The sequence below is a fragment of the Moritella marina ATCC 15381 genome (genome assembly GCF_008931805.1).
GTDB classification, from domain to species: Bacteria; Pseudomonadota; Gammaproteobacteria; order Enterobacterales; family Moritellaceae; genus Moritella; species Moritella marina.
In genome coordinates this window covers 3553101-3570252 of sequence record NZ_CP044399.1, presented here as the reverse complement: position 1 = coordinate 3570252, position 17152 = coordinate 3553101, and the positions used below count along the sequence as shown (strand labels likewise).

General features: G+C 42.7%; 15 protein-coding genes. 7 read left to right on the top strand and 8 right to left on the bottom strand.

The genetic code is table 11. The features are described 5' to 3' along the window. The first annotated feature begins 5 nt into the window (after positions 1 to 5). Positions 6 to 1598 (top strand): COG3014 family protein, encoded by a 1593-nt coding sequence (locus tag FR932_RS16015; protein WP_240532339.1) that lies wholly within the window; start codon positions 6 to 8, stop codon positions 1596 to 1598. A 48-nt stretch (positions 1599 to 1646) separates the two neighbouring features. After that, positions 1647 to 2645: an LPP20 family lipoprotein gene (locus FR932_RS16010; protein ID WP_019439679.1), complete on the top strand. Its 999-nt coding sequence runs from the start codon at positions 1647 to 1649 to the stop codon at positions 2643 to 2645. Between the two features lie 122 nt (positions 2646 to 2767). Here the strand turns inward: FR932_RS16010 and fis are convergent, their stop codons facing one another. The 3 genes from fis to prmA all read right to left on the bottom strand — a co-directional run bounded on the left by fis (position 2768) and on the right by prmA (position 5256). After that, positions 2768 to 3067, bottom strand: coding sequence for a DNA-binding transcriptional regulator Fis (gene fis / locus FR932_RS16005; protein WP_006032374.1), 300 nt, complete (start codon positions 3065 to 3067; stop codon positions 2768 to 2770). 15 nt (positions 3068 to 3082) lie between these two features. Continuing rightward, the gene (gene dusB / locus FR932_RS16000) at positions 3083 to 4048 is read right to left on the bottom strand and encodes a tRNA dihydrouridine synthase DusB (RefSeq protein ID WP_026032024.1); all 966 of its coding nucleotides are present in this window, start codon (positions 4046 to 4048) and stop codon (positions 3083 to 3085) included. A 326-nt stretch (positions 4049 to 4374) separates the two neighbouring features. Next, positions 4375 to 5256 carry a 50S ribosomal protein L11 methyltransferase gene (prmA, locus tag FR932_RS15995; RefSeq protein WP_019439677.1) on the bottom strand — a complete coding sequence of 294 codons (882 nt, stop codon included), beginning with the start codon at positions 5254 to 5256 and terminating at the stop codon, positions 4375 to 4377. Positions 5257 to 5669: 413 nt separating this feature from the next. Here prmA and FR932_RS15990 point away from each other — a divergent pair, with 413 nt between their 5' ends. The 5 genes from FR932_RS15990 to FR932_RS15970 all read left to right on the top strand — a co-directional run bounded on the left by FR932_RS15990 (position 5670) and on the right by FR932_RS15970 (position 10971). After that, positions 5670 to 7025: a TolC family protein gene (locus tag FR932_RS15990; RefSeq protein ID WP_019439676.1), complete on the top strand. Its 1356-nt coding sequence runs from the start codon at positions 5670 to 5672 to the stop codon at positions 7023 to 7025. Next, positions 7026 to 8024, top strand: a complete 999-nt coding sequence (locus FR932_RS15985) for an HlyD family secretion protein (RefSeq protein WP_019439675.1) — start codon at positions 7026 to 7028, stop codon at positions 8022 to 8024. A 9-nt stretch (positions 8025 to 8033) separates the two neighbouring features. Beyond that, a complete protein-coding gene (locus FR932_RS15980; protein ID WP_240532338.1) occupies positions 8034 to 9209 on the top strand; it encodes an ABC transporter permease in 1176 nt (391 codons plus the stop codon). Continuing rightward, positions 9202 to 10368 (top strand): ABC transporter permease, encoded by a 1167-nt coding sequence (locus tag FR932_RS15975; RefSeq protein WP_019439673.1) that lies wholly within the window; start codon positions 9202 to 9204, stop codon positions 10366 to 10368. The genes FR932_RS15980 and FR932_RS15975 overlap by 8 nt, the downstream gene beginning before the upstream one ends. Before the next feature lie 93 nt (positions 10369 to 10461). Further along, positions 10462 to 10971, top strand: coding sequence for an aminoacyl-tRNA deacylase (locus FR932_RS15970; RefSeq protein ID WP_019439672.1), 510 nt, complete (start codon positions 10462 to 10464; stop codon positions 10969 to 10971). Between the two features lie 97 nt (positions 10972 to 11068). On the opposite strand, the gene FR932_RS15965 is transcribed toward FR932_RS15970, so the two are convergent. The 5 genes from FR932_RS15965 to FR932_RS15945 form a co-directional block, all read right to left on the bottom strand. Next, positions 11069 to 11902 carry a mechanosensitive ion channel family protein gene (locus FR932_RS15965; RefSeq protein WP_019439671.1) on the bottom strand — a complete coding sequence of 278 codons (834 nt, stop codon included), beginning with the start codon at positions 11900 to 11902 and terminating at the stop codon, positions 11069 to 11071. Positions 11903 to 12143: 241 nt separating this feature from the next. After that, positions 12144 to 12848, bottom strand: coding sequence for a phosphonate utilization transcriptional regulator PhnR (gene phnR, locus FR932_RS15960; RefSeq protein WP_019439670.1), 705 nt, complete (start codon positions 12846 to 12848; stop codon positions 12144 to 12146). 122 nt (positions 12849 to 12970) lie between these two features. Beyond that, positions 12971 to 14686 carry a putative 2-aminoethylphosphonate ABC transporter permease subunit gene (locus FR932_RS15955; RefSeq protein WP_019439669.1) on the bottom strand — a complete coding sequence of 572 codons (1716 nt, stop codon included), beginning with the start codon at positions 14684 to 14686 and terminating at the stop codon, positions 12971 to 12973. Position 14687: 1 nt separating this feature from the next. Further along, entirely contained in the window at positions 14688 to 15782 is a 1095-nt protein-coding gene (locus FR932_RS15950) for a putative 2-aminoethylphosphonate ABC transporter ATP-binding protein (protein ID WP_019439668.1), read from the bottom strand. 260 nt (positions 15783 to 16042) lie between these two features. Further along, entirely contained in the window at positions 16043 to 17050 is a 1008-nt protein-coding gene (locus tag FR932_RS15945) for a putative 2-aminoethylphosphonate ABC transporter substrate-binding protein (protein ID WP_019439667.1), read from the bottom strand. Positions 17051 to 17152: the final 102 nt, after the last annotated feature.

Here is a 17152-nt window from a genome sequence, read left to right as displayed (position 1 = left end):
AGGTCATGATGAAAGCTGTATTAACATTTTTACGTTCGCGTCGTTATCTCGCAGTTATTGGGTTTAGTCTATTGCAAGGTTGTTCAATGCAACAGCATCAGCTCAATGATTTAGCGCAAACCTTAGATAACGGTAATGCGAGTCAAGTATTGGCTGAAGTTGTGGAACGGGAATACCCGGAGCGCGATCTTGCCCAATACAAACTCACACTCGGTTTATTACGTGCTGTGAACGGTGATTTTGCTGGTGGTATTAATGAATTGCAGGCTGCGAAAGCGGAAATAGCTCAACTGCAGGCGTTAAGTGTTAGCGAAAATATTGGCGCGGTAACGGTCAATGAAACCTTACGCAGTTATACTAGTACCGCCAGTGAGAGGATGTTATTACAGCAATTACTGATCCTATCTTACTTGATGGAAGATGATCTTGATGGTGCACGGGTTGAAGTATTGCAAATGCAAGAACTGGCCAAAAGCTTACCGGATAACGGGTTATCAGGATTAGTATCAAGTAGCTACTATTTAGGTGGTTTGGTATATGAGCTTGGTGATGAAACGGACAATGCGATGATCAGTTATCGCCAAGCCTATCAAATCATGCAAACCAGTAAAATATCGATCCCGAGTGTATTGGAAGACAGCTTATTAGTGGCTTCTAAACAGTTAGGACTTAGATCTGAACATGAAAAATTGGTCAAAGAGTTTGGCCGAGACGTCAAAGCATTAGATCGAAATCAAAGTCAGCTAATATTAGTGTATTGGGGCGGGGTGGTATCTGCGAAACAGCAGCGATACCTAAGTGTTTATGAACCGAATCTGGGCTATAACATTTCACTGGCATTACCTTACTATGCAGATAAATACGTTAAGCCCACGCCTTGGCGTTTTACAGTGTTAGGGCAAACTGCCGAAACAGAAATATTTGATGATGTTAACTTATTAGCACGTGCCGATCTGGATGCTGAGTCAACTGCCATTTACGCAGCAGCATTAGCGCGGGTTATTATCAAGCAAACTGCATTACATGAAGTGAAGAAAAATGACGAGGATGGACTCGCGACTTTGTTATTGAATATTACTAGTATGGTCAGTGAAATGGCTGATGTGCGTAGTTGGAATATGTTACCAGCGAGTATTCAAGTGCAGCGTGTGGCATTGGATGCAGGGACATATTACTTACAGCAACCCACGTTAACGCAGGGATTATCCTTGACGAATACGGTGCCTGTGACAGATATAATGCCAGTGACAGGTTCAGCGTCTGTGATAGCAAGTTCACTAGCCTCCGAGCAAGTACCGCTTGAATTAATCAATGCGACTGCAAGCATTCATGATGACGTGGTGGATAAGGCAAGTGAAACTGATAACGGCTTGAGCTTACCACCGTCGAATACTACGCAAGCTGATAGCATAGATAGCAGTGGCATCGATACGACTGGCGTAGATGTGACTATCCCAGATGCCATTGCGATGAGTAGTTCCAGTCATCTTCCTATCGTGACTGTCGGTTCGGCACCTTTGGTGCTAAAAGCTGGGAGCACTGCGTTAGTGTTTTATTCGAGTGCAGCTAAAAAAGCTTATTACACACTATCACCCTAAGAATTTATCTTATTTAAGTTTAATTCATTTGTTACAGGACTCGACAACATGATCAATAAAATTTTTTCCACGAGTATCATTTCTGCCGCTGCCATTTTGATGAGTGCGTGTAGCAGCACACCAGAACGCCCTGCTTGGCTTGATGGTGCTGATGTTAGCTATCCTCAAAATGTTTATTTAACCGCCTCAGGCCAAGCTAAAACGGCAAGTGTTGCCGATAACCGTGCGTTAGCTAATTTAGCCAAGATATTCGAAGTATCGATTGCCGATGAAAGCATTGATTTTAGCGAAGCTAATATTAGTCAGAGCAATGTCAGCGGCACGACAGTACGTCAGGTTGATAATAAACAAACTTTATCGCGCTTTGTAAATACCCAAGCGCAGCAAGTATTACAAGGCACTAGCATTGTTGAGCGTTGGCAAGATCCAGAGACTGGTCAGCAATCTAGCCTCGCAGTCATGAAGAAGGCGCCTGCAGCCGCACTCTTCATGCAATCTATACGTGCAGCAGACGAACAAACTCGCGCAGCAGTGAAGTATGCAGAGCAAGACGCGCCTAATCCACTGATTGCTCTTAGTGCATTAGAAAGTGCTCGTGAGCGTCAAATCACGCGCCTTAACGACAATAATAATCTACGTGTCGTGACTGGTAACGATGTGAATGTGGCGTACTCGGTAGAAACCTTAACGCAGATGATTAAAACACGCTTAGCGGCGTTATCATTTGCGACGTCTGCAACGGATGAGCAAGCCTTGTTATCTTTGCAAAGTGGCGCTGCTGAAGTTGGCGTGCAGCTGAAAGATGACAGCCAATACAAATTAGTTCTCACCTTGAATAAAGGCGCGGTAGAGCAACGTCAGGCGTGGTATTGGTTACAGGGCAATGTTGTTCTAAATGTAATGGATGGTGATAAGAGCATTGCCAATAAACGCTGGCCATTTAAGATCTCGGCACAAAGTGAACAATTATTGGAACAGCGACTTGCGGTTAAGCTAAATGCAGCATTACCGGGTTATGTGTATCAAGTATTAACGCCAGAGTTATAAGTTAACCTTATAACTACTACTGTTATGACTCTCTGAGCGTTACTTATATTTCGCGTATAAAAAAAGCCAGCCCTGATAGTTCAGGGCTGGCTTTTTGTTACATAACATTAAGACAATAAAGTTTAGTTCATGCCGTAACGTTTTAGTTTCTTCCGAAGAGTACCACGGTTGATGCCCATCATCACAGCTGCACGGGTTTGGTTACCGCGAGTATACTGCATAATGATATCTAGCATTGGCGCTTCAACTTCTGCTAATACCAAGTCATAAAGGTTTTCTACGTCTTGGCCATTTAATTGTGCAAGGTAATTTCGTAGTGCTTGTTGGACAGAATCACGTAATGGTTTCTGTACAATTTGCTCAGCTTGTTGCACGGTTGCAGAAGTTGTTAAGGCACTAGGAGCCAGATTTTGTTCAAACATATATTGCTCTTCTCGTTAGCTTAAATCATCAAAATATTTCATTAATGCAAGGTGTTGTTCAGCTGAACTATCCAATGCATTAAAGCTTTTACGAAACTCAACACCATCAGTTTGGTGTTGTATGTACCAACCAACGTGTTTGCGCGCAAATCGAACGCCCTTAAACTCACCGTAAAACTGGTGTAGGTTTTCGACATGTTGCAAAATGACTCGGCGAACTTCGTCAGCAGTTGGTACGGGTAATTTTTCACCTGTTTTAAGATAGTGATTTATTTCCCGAAAAATCCAAGGATTACCTTGAGCTGGACGTCCGATCATAAGACCGTCTGCACCAGTATACTCAAGTACCTGTTTTGCTTTTTCTGGGCTATCGATATCACCATTTGCGATCACAGGAATGCTAATGCTAGCTTTAATCGCTTTTATAGTGTCGTATTCTGCATTGCCCTTATACAGGCAGGCTCGAGTACGACCATGAACCGCGAGGGCTTGAATTCCAGCTTGCTCAGCGATTTCAGCTATCTGTATACCGTTGCGATTTTCAGGATCCCAACCAGTACGTATCTTTAGTGTCACCGGAATGTCGACCGCATTTACAACCGCGTCTAAAATCAGTTTCACTTGTTCCGGGTGTTGCATCAATGCAGAACCGGCGAATTTTTTATTTACTTTTTTCGCTGGGCAACCCATGTTGATATCAATTATCTGCGCACCATTTTTTACATTATGTTGCGCGGCTGCTGCCATCAACGCTGGATCTGCTCCTGCTATTTGCACGGAACGGATACCAGTTTCGCCAGCATGATCCATGCGCTGTAGCGATTTTTCTGAAGACCAAACTCGAGGGTTACTCGATAGCATCTCTGACACGGCCATACCCACACCCAATTCACGACAAAGTTGACGGAAAGGACGATCGGTTACACCAGCCATCGGAGCCAAGAATAATTGGTTATCCAGAAGATAAGGACCTATTTTCATCTGTTGCGGCTCATTTGCTCTAAGGCGGCGTATGTTACGCATTTTTCACCCGAGTTAAAAGGTTAATAATTAGACTATTGAATATTTTTTTAGTTGAAATCATTAAATAGCCAAAAAAACACCTCTAAATCAAATTATAACAACAGATAACCGAGCTAAATTGCTTATTATTCAATTTTCACCAAGGTTAAGTGAGAAATTAAGATAGCTTGCATTTTAGCCTGATTAATTACCCTTCGCACGTTTTTTACGTGATTACTGTTTATTTAATCTACACAAGCCTCATTTTAAAGTTTGTTTCTGTAGATTAAACAGTATGGGTAATATTATTTGATTTCGCCGTTTAAGCGTGCCCATTCGTCACGTAATGTCGGTTCTGCCATGTTGCAGTGCTGACGATATATTTCGTTCAATTCTGCTGCTTGGTGATCCAAAATACCAGACAAGGCGATTTTACCACCTGGTTTTAAGAAACTGACGATAAGTCCAGATAGCTCACGTAACGGTGCTGCAAGGATATTTGCTACCACGACGTCTGCTTTGATCCCTTCTGGTTGGTCAGCTGGTAAGTACAGTTCGATTTGGTCGGCAACGCCATTACGTTCGGCGTTATCACGGCTCGCTAGAATCGCTTGCGGATCGATATCGACACCGATAACACGCTTAGCCCCTAATTTAAGCGCAGCGATTGCTAGAATACCTGAACCACAGCCAAAATCGACAACCGTTTTGTCAGTTAAGTCTTGGCCATCTAGCCATTGCAGACATAATGCGGTGGTTTGGTGTGTACCGGTACCAAATGCTAAGCCTGGATCAAGCATTACGTTAACCGCATTTTCATCCGGTACTGGACGCCAACTTGGGCAGATCCATAAACGTTCGCCAAATTGCATTGGGTGGAAATTTTCCATCCATTCGCGTTCCCAGTCTTTGTCTTCTAATATTTCTAACTTGTAGCGAAAATCTGGACCGAGTACCTTGGTTTTTGCTAAGAAAGCTAAGATTGGCTGCATGTCTTTATCGGCTTCAAACAAACCTGTTACATCGGTATCACCCCAAAGTAAGGTTTCACCCGGTAATGGTTCAAAGATAGGGGTATCTTGTGAGTCCATGAATGTGACAGCACTTGCGCCTGCGCCAGATAGCATGTTGCCTATCTTCTCAGCTGTTTCTTCGTTAGCATTAATTTTTAATTGGATCCAAGACATCGACTTTCTCTCTGTTATTTCGTGGGCGTAATTGTACGCACCTAAGCTATAAGACACCATGGCTATTGGTAATTAAATGCAAATATCCACTTTTTATTATGTAAATTTTGCTGATAAAAGACCCCGGTTTACGGAGTTGTTAGTGAGCTGTTATTAAAATTAGTCTAATATTGACGTAGTTCTCGATAAATTTATGCGTTATCATTCGGTTTTGGTCATGCATCGTCGTTTTTCTTACATTATTTTTAGAGTATAAGCTCTACTTGTTCTTGTTGAAGTATAAACATGACGTCGTGTGCAGTTATTGACAATATTATTCATCGCTGTTTAATTATTTGATATTAATAGCTTAGTTAGTTGCTATATTAATATGAATAACGTATTCCATGACGGCGTGATCTTAGGAATAAATAATGAAAATAGTTTTTTATGGCGTAATGACAGCAATAGCATTGAGTTGTAATGTGCAAGCTGCTGCGATTGATTTTTCGGAAGCTTGGTATCAAGTGGCACAGAAAAATGATGCGTTGCAGGCAAAGAAAGAAGAAGTCAAACATTCGGAAGCTTTACAAGATGCGGCTAAATCGCTGTATTTACCCAATGTTGATATTACCGGTTCATATACCCATTTTGATAAGCCTGTCGAAATTGATACGTCAGGCGTGGGTGCTGCATTACCTATTCCGCTACCGATTACATTACCGAATCTACCGTTAACCAATCAGAACTTTGCCCATTCGTCGTTGAATGCTGTTTTGCCTGTCTATACCGGTGGCCGCATTACTGCAGCGCAAGATATTCGTCAAGCACAAGTCGATGAAGCGCAAAGTAATTATAATTTAGCCACGCGCGCTACTTTTACCCAACTGGTGCAATATTATTTTGGTGTGGTGTTAGCTGAACAAGTCTATCAAGTGCGTCTGGATGCCGTTGACGCATTAGCCGATCATTTAAGCCACGCGATAAAATTAGAGCAACAAGGTCAGATTGCTAAAGTCGAACGGCTAATGGCACAGGTATCGTTAGACAAGGCGCAGATTGAAGCGCAAAAATCATTACGTGACTATGAAATTGCGAAATTGGCATTAACCAAAATGCTGAAACAGCAAGACTCGGTATTGCCAACCACGCCGTTATTTGTCAATAACAGCGCGACATCGGTAACGCCTTATTTAGCTAAAACGTTAACCGACCATCCCGGTATTGCCATCCTCAATGCCAAACGCGAACAAGCGAAAGGCATGGTAGATATGGCATCGGCTAAGCATTTACCGGAAGTGATGGTGTACGGTAATTATAATTTATATTCTGATGATTCTGTCACGGGTGAGTTATTACCGGAATGGATGGTGGGCGTTGGTGTACGTATTCCGATTATAGAGCGTTCTGGTACATCACAAGAAGTGGTAGCAGCTAAAAGTTCGGTACGTCAGGTCAATCTATTACAAATGCAAATGCAGCAAGACTTATCGATTCTAGTGGAAAAAACCTATGCTGAAATGAGTCAGGCATTAGAAGAATATAATTCATTGGCTTCAAGCCAAGCCCTGTCAGAAGAGACTGTTATACTGCGCCAAAAAGCATTCAGCCAAGGTTTATCGACCTCACTGGAAGTAGCGGATGCACAGTTATATGTAACGAGTATTCGTGTCCAACGTCTGTCTGCCAGTTATCACTACGTAAAATCATTAGCACAATTATTATCTGTGAGTGGCGATATTGAGCGCTTCATGGACTATCTACAAATCAATGGTATCGAGGTTAAGTAAATGAGTAATATTAAAAAAGGCATCATTGCGGTAATTGTATTAGTGGTTATTGGCTGGTTAGTATTTGAATTTAATAAGGCGTACGAACCAAAAGCGATTTTATTACAAGGCCAGATTGAAGCTGAGGAATATAATGTATCGTCTAAGATCCCGGGACGTATTGCCTCTGTTGATGTTAAAAAAGGTGATTTTGTTAATCAGGGGCAGCTTATTTTTTCACTGGCAAGTCCTGAGTTAGAGGCTAAATTAGCCCAAGCTAAAGCAGGTCGTTCAGCGGCAAGTGCAATGCGCGAGCAAGCGGAAACAGGGGCCCGTGAACAGCAAATTATTGCGGCTAATGATCAATGGAAAAAGGCCCAGGCTGCGGCACAGTTGCTGGAGAAAACCTATCAGCGTGTGGATAATTTGTATAAAGACGGGGTATTGCCAGAGCAAAAACGTGATGAAGTATATACCCAGTGGCAAGCGGCTAAATACACCCAAAATGCAGCCTATCAAGGCTATCAAATGGCGAAAGAAGGCGCGCGTAAAGAAACCAAGCAAGCGGCTATTGAGCAAGAGCGTATGGCTGAAGGTGTGGTCGCTGAAGTCGAATCTTACACCAAAGATACCAAACAATATGCATTGCGTGATGGTGAAGTTGTACAGATCTTACTTAAAGAAGGTGAGCTGGCGCCGACTGGTTTCCCTGTGGTGAGTATTGTCGATATTAATGATAGCTGGGCGGTATTTAACATTCGCGAAGATTTATTACCAAGATTGAAAAAAGGTACAGTATTAACTGCGCGTATTCCAGCGCTCGGTGATGGCCGTTATCAATATCAAGTATCCCATATTGCAGTGATGGGAGATTACGCGACGTGGCGTTCAACTGACAACGCCAAAGGGTTTGATTTACGCACCTTTGAAATTGAAGCAAGACCAATTAAGCCTATTGCTGATCTGCGTGTTGGTATGAGCGTCGTTGTCGAGCTGGCACCGTCAGCGACTGCGCAGTAAGTTGGTTTGATGATGAGTTCATTCATTAGGCAAATCAAAGCGGTTTGGAAGCGTGAAAACAGCTTAATATTAGCCTCTAAGTGGCAATTGTCTTTGGTGACTTGGTTACCGATTGCTTGCATGCTGTTAGTGTACGCCATTTTTTCACAAGGTATTCCACGTGATCTGGCGGTGGCGGTTGTCGATCAAGATCATAGCCAGTCATCACGTAGTTTAGTGCGCTTTATTGACGCCAATCCCGCGCTTGCTGTGACGAGTCAATTGACGAATCTTGCCGAAGGTAAAGCCTTAATGCAGCGTGGTGAAGTCTATGCGGTTGTACAAATACCACGTGGCTTCGAGAAACAGATCTATTTGGCGATGACGCCAGAGGTGAGTACTTTTTACAATGCCCAGTATGTGTTAATTGGAAAATTAGTCTCGTCGAATATGGCGAAAACCTTTGCAACGTTTACCGCCCAAATTGATGCAGTAAAAACCCTGGCGACGGGCGGCCATATCGCGCTTATTAAAGGTGCGGTAGCCCCTATCTCGACGCAGGTTAATCCGCTGTATAATGTATCAACCAACTATGTGCCATTTTTGGTGATGGCGGCGGTACCGGCCTTGTGGCAGATCTTCATATTGGTATCGGTATTACTGGCGTTTGGCTCGGAATATAAAAATAATAGCCAAGCTAGTTGGTTTCAGCGTGCAGATGGCGTTGTGACTAGCGCTGTGATAGGCAAATTATTACCTTATACCTTGTTATCGATTGTGCATGGTTTGTTGTTTCTGAGTTTCTTTTACGGTTACTTGAGTATGCCGATGCAGGGGAATTGGGGGTATTTATTTCTGATTCTAGTGATGGGCGTATTAGCAGGGCAGGCTGTAGCACTGTTTATCTTCACGTTGACGATGAATCTAACCCAGGCGATTAGTATGGGCGCGGCGTATTCAGCCCCTGCATTTGCTTTTATCGGGGTGACATTCCCTGCCGAAAGCATGCCAGTGTTAGCGCAGGTATGGCGGGCACTGCTACCGATCACCCATTATATGCAATTACAGATTGGTCAGGTGAATTACGGTCAAAGCTTTACGATGTTGTTACCGGAATTGTTGGCGCTAGGGTTATTTACCTTAACCTTCGTAATTGCAGTATTACGGATCAAAAGTCACCACTCAGTAGGGCTGGCAGATGAATAAATTCTTGGCACTTGTCGTGCTCGAAATTAAAAGTGTTTTTGCTGATCGTAGTATTTTATTGACCATGTTTGGTGGCATTATTATGTACTCTATCTTGTACCCATTGCCGTATTCTCAGCAGGTATCAAGAGATGCAGAAATAGTCATTATTGATTATGACCGCAGTTCGGTGAGTCGTGAGTTGATCCGCATGGTGAACGCGACGCCAGATGCACATATTGCTGGTCAGGTTGATTCGGTAGGTGATGCCGAGGCGTTAATTGAGCAAGGGGTAATAAAAGGCTTTTTAGTTATTCCTCAGCATTTTCGTCGTGATCTATTGATGGAAAAACCAGTGACACTATCGCTTGGTGGTGATGCCAGCTATTTCATGACGTATTCAACGATCACTTCGGGTATTCTTAAAGCTGGGGGTACTTTATCGGCACAGATTAAAGTCGCAAGGTTAACCGTTGATACCGAAAGTATGCTGTTAGCCAAAGCGCAGTGGCAACCGGCGTCATTAAACCTACAGCCGGTGTTTAATCAGGTCAATGGCTATTTAGATTACGTGGTGCCTGCGGTATTTATTTTGATTTTGCAGCAAACGTTATTGATCGTTAGCGGTATTTTATCGGCGAGTCAAAATGAACGTTCAAGGGCAAAAGAACAGGGCTATTGGTTAACTGCATCACCGACCTTGTTATTACTGGCGCGGGGACTGGTTTTTCTTGGTCTGTACCTGGTGTTTAGTTTGTATTATTTTGGTTTTGCATTGGATGTATACGGGGTTAATCGACTCGCCGCTGCGTGGGATATTCTCAAGCTACTGGTCCCATTTTTACTGGCTGTGGTCTGTCTGGGGGTGGCGTTAGGGCAGTTGTATAACCAAGCTGAAACAGCGACGCAAGTTATTCTGTTTAGCTCGATGCCGGTGTTATTTAGCAGTGGTTTTATTTGGCCGATAAGTGAGATCCCGACTTGGCTGGTGGCGATATCACAATTATTCCCGAGCACTGCTGCGATTCAAGGTTTGTTGCAGCTTAATCAGATGGGTGCTGAGTTTGAGGTGGTCAGTAATTTTCAAATTCAGTTGTTGATTCAAGCATTTGCTTATGGAGTATTAGCGATTATCTTATTGGCTTATAAGCAACGACAATATCGGCTCAACATGACTTAATATGATTACCTAAATAATGTGCTGATTAGCTCGCGTTGTGTCTATTTAGCCTCCATACTTTGCTTGTATAAAGCGTATTTTATGGAGGCTAATATGAGTATGGCAACCAAAGTAGGCCAATTTTTGGCGAGTCATAATATTGATTTCAGTTTAGTAAAACATCGTCACACCGCCAGTTCATTCAATTCTGCGCTATCAGCGCATGTCCCCACATCACAAGTCGCGAAAGCGGTGATTTTGCGTGATATTGGCGGTGATTATCTTATGGCTGTCGTGCCTGCCAATAAACATGTGTTAATTGGTGAGATAAACCGTCAAACGGGTAAACAATATTATTTACTTTCTGAACTTGAGTTATCAACTTTATTTCAAGATTGTGAGCCAGGTGCGATCCCATCTCTCGGGCAAATTTATGGCATGGATATGCTGGTGGACGACATGCTGTTTGAGCAAGAGCAGTTGTATATGGAGTCTGGCGATCATATTAATTTGATTAACTTAGATAAACGTCAGTTTGGTAAAGCAATGGGCAGTTTACCGCACAGTCACATTAGTGGTTATAGTTTTAAGGAAGGTCCCTTGTTTGAACGTCGTGACCTTTGATTATAACGACTGTAGAACCAAGATCTACAGTCGCATAAACCCACAGTAAAAAAATGGGAGCCACAGAGGCTCCCATTTTACTCTCTATCGCTAACGATTAGCTTGCTGGTGGCGTTGGATTGCCTTGTACATGCAAGTCTAATTGTGGGTAAGGGATGGCAATCCCCGCAGCATCTAACGCTAATTTAAGCTCTTCTTGCATGCTGAAATAAGCACCCCAGTAATCGCTGGTTTTAACCCAAGGACGTACGGCAAAATTAACTGATGAATCAGCTAATTCTAAAATACCCACAGTGTGCGCTGGATCTTCTAGGGTAAATTCATTGTTTTTGATTACTGCCGTTAAGATTGCTTTCGTTTGCTTGATGTCTGCATCATATGATACGCCAACCACAAGATCTAAACGACGTTTACCTAACGCTGAATAATTGGTGATTGTACCATCCATGATTGCGGCATTAGGTGCAATAACCACTTTATTATCTGGTGTCACTAAACGCGTAGAGAAGATAGTAATTTCATCAACAGTACCTGATACGCCCGCAGCTTCGATGTAATCACCGATACGACAAGGGCGGAAGATAACCATTAATACACCTGCGGCAAAGTTTGATAATGAACCTTGCAGTGCGAGACCAACGGCTAAACCAGCGGCACCAATAACAGCTACTAATGATGCTGTTTGCACACCAAATTGACTTAGCGTGGCAATAACCGTGAATGCAAATACCACACCCCAAGCCATATTACTGATAAATGAAGCAACAGTTTGGTCAATGTTACGTTTTATCAATAAACCCGCAGTAACTTTTTTCATTACATTGGCAAGGTATTTACCGACGGTAAAAATAACGAGTGCGAGGAGTATTTTAGTACCATAAATGGCGGCAAGCTCTGGCGCTTGTTCGAGCAGTTTTTCGAGATATTCCATGGACAAATTCCTATCAGTGAGAGTGTTAAATATGCGAGTACTTGCATAGGGTGTTCTAGACCATATTAGTCAGTCTTTTTTGATATGGTACATTATTTCTAATCACTGACAAAGTACAGTCTAGTTAATGCGTTAAAGTTATAATATTGGTGTTTATATACACGATCATAATAATGCCACAGCCGATGTGAATACTTATTTTTAGCTAGGATAGACGTTTATAGTGAACCATGATGAACGCTTATTGTTGACGTGTTGCTTGCGCTTCAATCATGACTGCATCATGACGCCAATATTCCAGATCACAATCAAGTAAATTATCGTGTTGATCATAATTGACTCGTTCTATGTACATCGCAGCGCAACCTGACGTTGCCCGTAATGGCGCAGCAGTGTCGGCAACTAATGATGATGAACGAATACGGTAATGTGTGCGTTGGTAAAGCGTATCGTAGTGTTGTTGATAAATATCTGTTAATGATGCTGATAAATCGTGACTGAGTAAATTCGGTAGGCGTTCAGGCAATACATAATTAGTGACGAGTACCACGGGTCGATCATCTAAATAGCGCACGCGATAAATTTTAAGTACTTCTGTCTGTGGTGCTATTTGTAATAACTGTGCAATATGATTATCGGCAGGTACCATAGTGGCGCTGATTAATTCTGTTTTTGGCGTGCGTTGCTGACTTTGTGCTAAGCGATGAAAATTGGTGGTGTTAGTGGGATCATAACGTAATGGTTCGGGGGAAATGAACCAACCTCGACGGTCTTCACGATATACGCGGCCTTCTGATTCTAACAAAGACAATGCTTCGCGTAGCGTCACACGTGTGGTGTTGAAACTCTCGGCAAGCTTGCGTTCTGACGGTAACTTCTGTCCAGAAGTTAATAAGCCGGATTCAATTTGCTGTAAAATTTCATTTTTAATATTTAGGTATTGCACGAAAGCCTCTGGTATTAGCTTATTTATTTTTATCGACTGATGGCTGCCGCGCTATTCCTTTCGCTACGGCAGCATTTCTATTCACGTACGTTACTGTCAACTCGGCTTATTTATGTTTCATGTTACTGGCGCCAAGCCTGTGTTCTTTTATTGATAAATGATGCCGCCACTAAGTGAACTATTTTTGCTGTCGCCGCAGTGACTAAAATCATCACCGCCATTGCTGCCGCGGAACCCGTTTGTCCGGCATCATCCATGTTTAATACAGAAACGGATGCTGGAATTGTATCGGTTGCATATAAGAATACCACGGCGGATGTGGTTGTTAAGGCATTAATGAACAAGTAGGCCGCAATATCCATGATGGCAGGAGCACAAATTGGCAGCGTGATAACAAAAAATGCTTTGTACTGCGGCATTTTAATCGAGGCTGAAATCGCTTCAATTTCTGCCGGTAACTGTTTTAATGCTGTTAATGCGGTCATGTGACCTACCGTGTAGTAATGCACGACGGTATTAACGACTAATAACAACATGGTTGCATATAAGCCATTAAGTGGGTTGTTTATATCGTTGAAAAAGAAAATATAACCTAAGCCTAATACAATCCCTGGCACTGCCATTGGGATAATCGTGATCATTTGCAGTAGTTGGCGTATTGGTCCAAAACCACGGCCTTTTTCGATAACATATGCGCCAATGAAGATGACGACAGTACCGATGATTGCAACCCAACTTGCTAGCGTTAGCGAGTTAAAGTAAGGCGACCAACCATAGGTGCTCACTTCACTAAAGTTATAATTGTTAAAGCTTAGACTTAAATTCCAAGGCCAAAATGTCACAAACGAAGCATATACAGCCATCCCTATTACAGAGATGATGGCAAAGGCGATGATACTGCAAAATAACAAACAGATATTATCACGCACTTTATGTGGTGTTGGTGTGTAAGCAACAGAGCGTGAATCAAATAGGTTTTGTTGTTTACGCTGAACATGGCGATCGATAATAAAGGCTAACACAGCGGGTAATAACAGCAATACACTGGTTACAGCACCCATGGCGAAATTTTGCTGCCCGACAACTTGTTTGAAAATATCCGTCGCCAGTACGTTATAGCTGCCGCCAATCACTTTCGGGACACCAAAGTCACAGACAACCAAGGTAAAGACTAAAATTAATGTACTAATCACACCGTATTTTGCGGCTGGTAGTGTGACGATAAAGAATGTTTTCACCGGGTGATTTTTTAATACGGTTGCTGCTTCATATAAACGTGCGTCGGAAGTGCGTAATGCAGTGGTTAAAATCATTAAGGCATGCGGGAAAGTCCAAAACGTCATACCTATGGTAATACCGATAACACCGTAAATAGATGCACCGCCGAGTAACTCTTTGGCAATGCCTTGATTACCAAACAGGTAGATCAAGCTGATTGCGGGTAATAATGACGGGGCAAGAATGGGGGCCGACCCGATCACTTGAAAGAAGGTTTTAAATGGCATGCAAGTACGTGTGAGTGCATAAGCATAACTAAAGGCGAGAGCGCCAACAATCGCGGTGGTTATCAGGCCAACAGTGACGGTATTGACAATCGATGCGATCATAGCGCTTGATGCAAAGTAGTCGCTGAAATTGGTTAAACCGATAAAATTACCATCAATGTCTTGGACACTTTTGGCAAACATGGTGAACATAGGGGCAACAATGAAAAAGCCCATCAACACCGTTAATATGATTAAAATACTGGCGAGAATAGCGCTGTCACGGCTAAAAGTAAGTGCCCATCGTTGCAGGTAACTTGGTGCCTTTAGGTTTTTATCGATTGTCGAATACATGTTATATCCCTACCGCTTGCGTGCTTTTTTTGTTATTTTTTCGTGGGAAAGTATGGCTAAAATCATCGCTATAACTAATACGGCGGAACTCACCATTGGCTAATTCTAATTTTCTGACGTCTCGAATTGGCACATCGACTTTGATCATCGAGCCATTCATATTACCGACTAATTGGCATTCTGTGCGTACGTAAGTCCCTTGAAATTCCATTGACTTAATTTGCACGGGAATGGCTTGGCTATCATTGCTAAATTCAATATCTTCAGGGCGAACGGCGAGATCAAACATGTCACCGCGGGTTAATTCACGTTTTGGTTTTGGTAATAACGTTTCGGCGATACGGATTTGGTCATCGCTGATCACTGAGCTAGCGATGAAATTCATGTTACCAACAAACTCTGCCACAAAGCGCGATGCGGGTTTATCATAAATTTCTTGTGGTGTACCGACTTGCTCAATGACACCATGATTCATGACGACAATACGGTCGGCCATTGCTAAGGCTTCTTCTTGATCATGGGTAACCATAATGGTGGTAATACCTAGCTTACGTTGCAATGAGCGAATTTCTTCTCGCAGGTGAGTTCGTACTTGCGCATCTAATGCTGAAAGAGGTTCGTCTAATAGTAATAGTCCTGGCGATAACGCTAATGCACGTGCGAGCGCAACACGTTGCTGTTGACCACCGGACAGTTGATTGGGGTATTTAGGCGCTGAACTTTCTAAACCAATAATGCCTAACCAGTGATTGACAATATCGACAGCTTCAGCCACTGATTTACCTTGGTTGTGCAAACCCACGCTGATATTTTCGGCTACGGTTAAGTTAGGGAAGAGGGCGTAAGATTGAAATACAATGCCAAAGTCTCGCTTTTCTGGCGGTAAAAATGTGGTGTCTTTACCATCTTGTAAGATGCAACCAGATGTTGCTAAGTCGAGGCCTGCGATTGCGCGAAGTAAGGTTGTTTTACCACAGCCTGAAGGGCCTAAAAAGCAGATGAACTCGCCTTGATTGATCTGCAAAGATATGTCGCTTAATGCGGTGAAACTACCGAATTTTTTAACAAGATTATTGATATTGAGATACGTGTTCATCTGACTGCTCATATGTTATTTGGACTATACCAGTATGGTAGGCAGCATTAATGACAGTTTGATGACAGGAGGGGCTTTTTAGTGATGTATTTACACTTATTTATATTCTTTCTCAACCCTGAGTGGGTTTGGTTAAGTCTTTGTTAATATTGGCTAATTTATGTGTAGAAAAATCCAAGGGTTATAAAAAACACTTGGATTCGTTAAAATAAGCATAAAAGTAGCGTGATAATTATGCTGTAATCATCACGCCTTAATGACTATTTCGCTTCAGATTTTGAATCAAATTTATCTGACCATGTACGTAGTACAACTTTACGATCATTGGCCATTTTTCCAAAGTCCATTTCGACCATCGCGTCTTGTACATTTGGATAGTTGGTTACGGCTTTACTCACGTCTTTATGGCCAACCAATGCGTAAGATTCATTGTATAATTCGTTTGCTTGTTTTGAGATGGACCAATCAACAACGCGCTTTGCTGCCGCCGATGGTTTAACGAGGCCTACCGCTTCTGATTCCCAACCAATGCCGCCGTCAGGTAAGATCACGTCAAGTGGTGCACCTTGGGTTTTTAATTTTGCGCCGCGTAAGGCCATCGACACACCAATAGCCACTTCGCCCATGCCTGCTTGTACACAAGGCTTAGAGCCTGAATGGGTATAGTGTGCAATGTTGTTATTCAGCTTCGCCATGTAGCGCCAGCCTTTATCTTCACCCATGGTTTGTAACCATGCTGACACTTGCATGTAACCCGTGCCTGATGATGCCGGGTTTGGCATAGCGATATGACCTTTGTAAACCGGTTTCAGTAGGTCATCCCACGATGTTGGTTTTGGTAAGTTATATTGTTTTGCGACGTATTCGTTAAAACAGATGGCATTAAACCAAGCGTCATTACCATACCAAGCTTTATTTTCTTCTGGGTCGATCATGCTAGTACGCAGATTTTCGACGCCTTTTGGAGAGTAAGGTTTTAAGATACCCGCGTTTTTAAGCAGTGCCATTGATGAACCAGCAAGACCCCAAACAACTTCAGCACGCGGATTATTTTTTTCTGCAAGCAACTTAGCCGTCATGATACCTGTTGAATCGCGTACCCATTTAATTTCGATGTCCGGGTTCGCTTGTTCAAAGGCTACTTTGTATTTTGCTAATACATCCGTTTCAAAGGCGGTGTAAACAACCACTTCTTCTGCGGCAAATACTGGTGCAGTAAACAAGGCGCCTAGGGCAGCGATAGAACCTATCATCCAACGTTGTTTCATTCGGTAACTCCAAAAATTATTAACGGTTGATTCTGGTCTGTACCAGATTTGTTGAGAACGATAATAGAGTGCTTTTGTGACATTAATATGACTAATTGATGG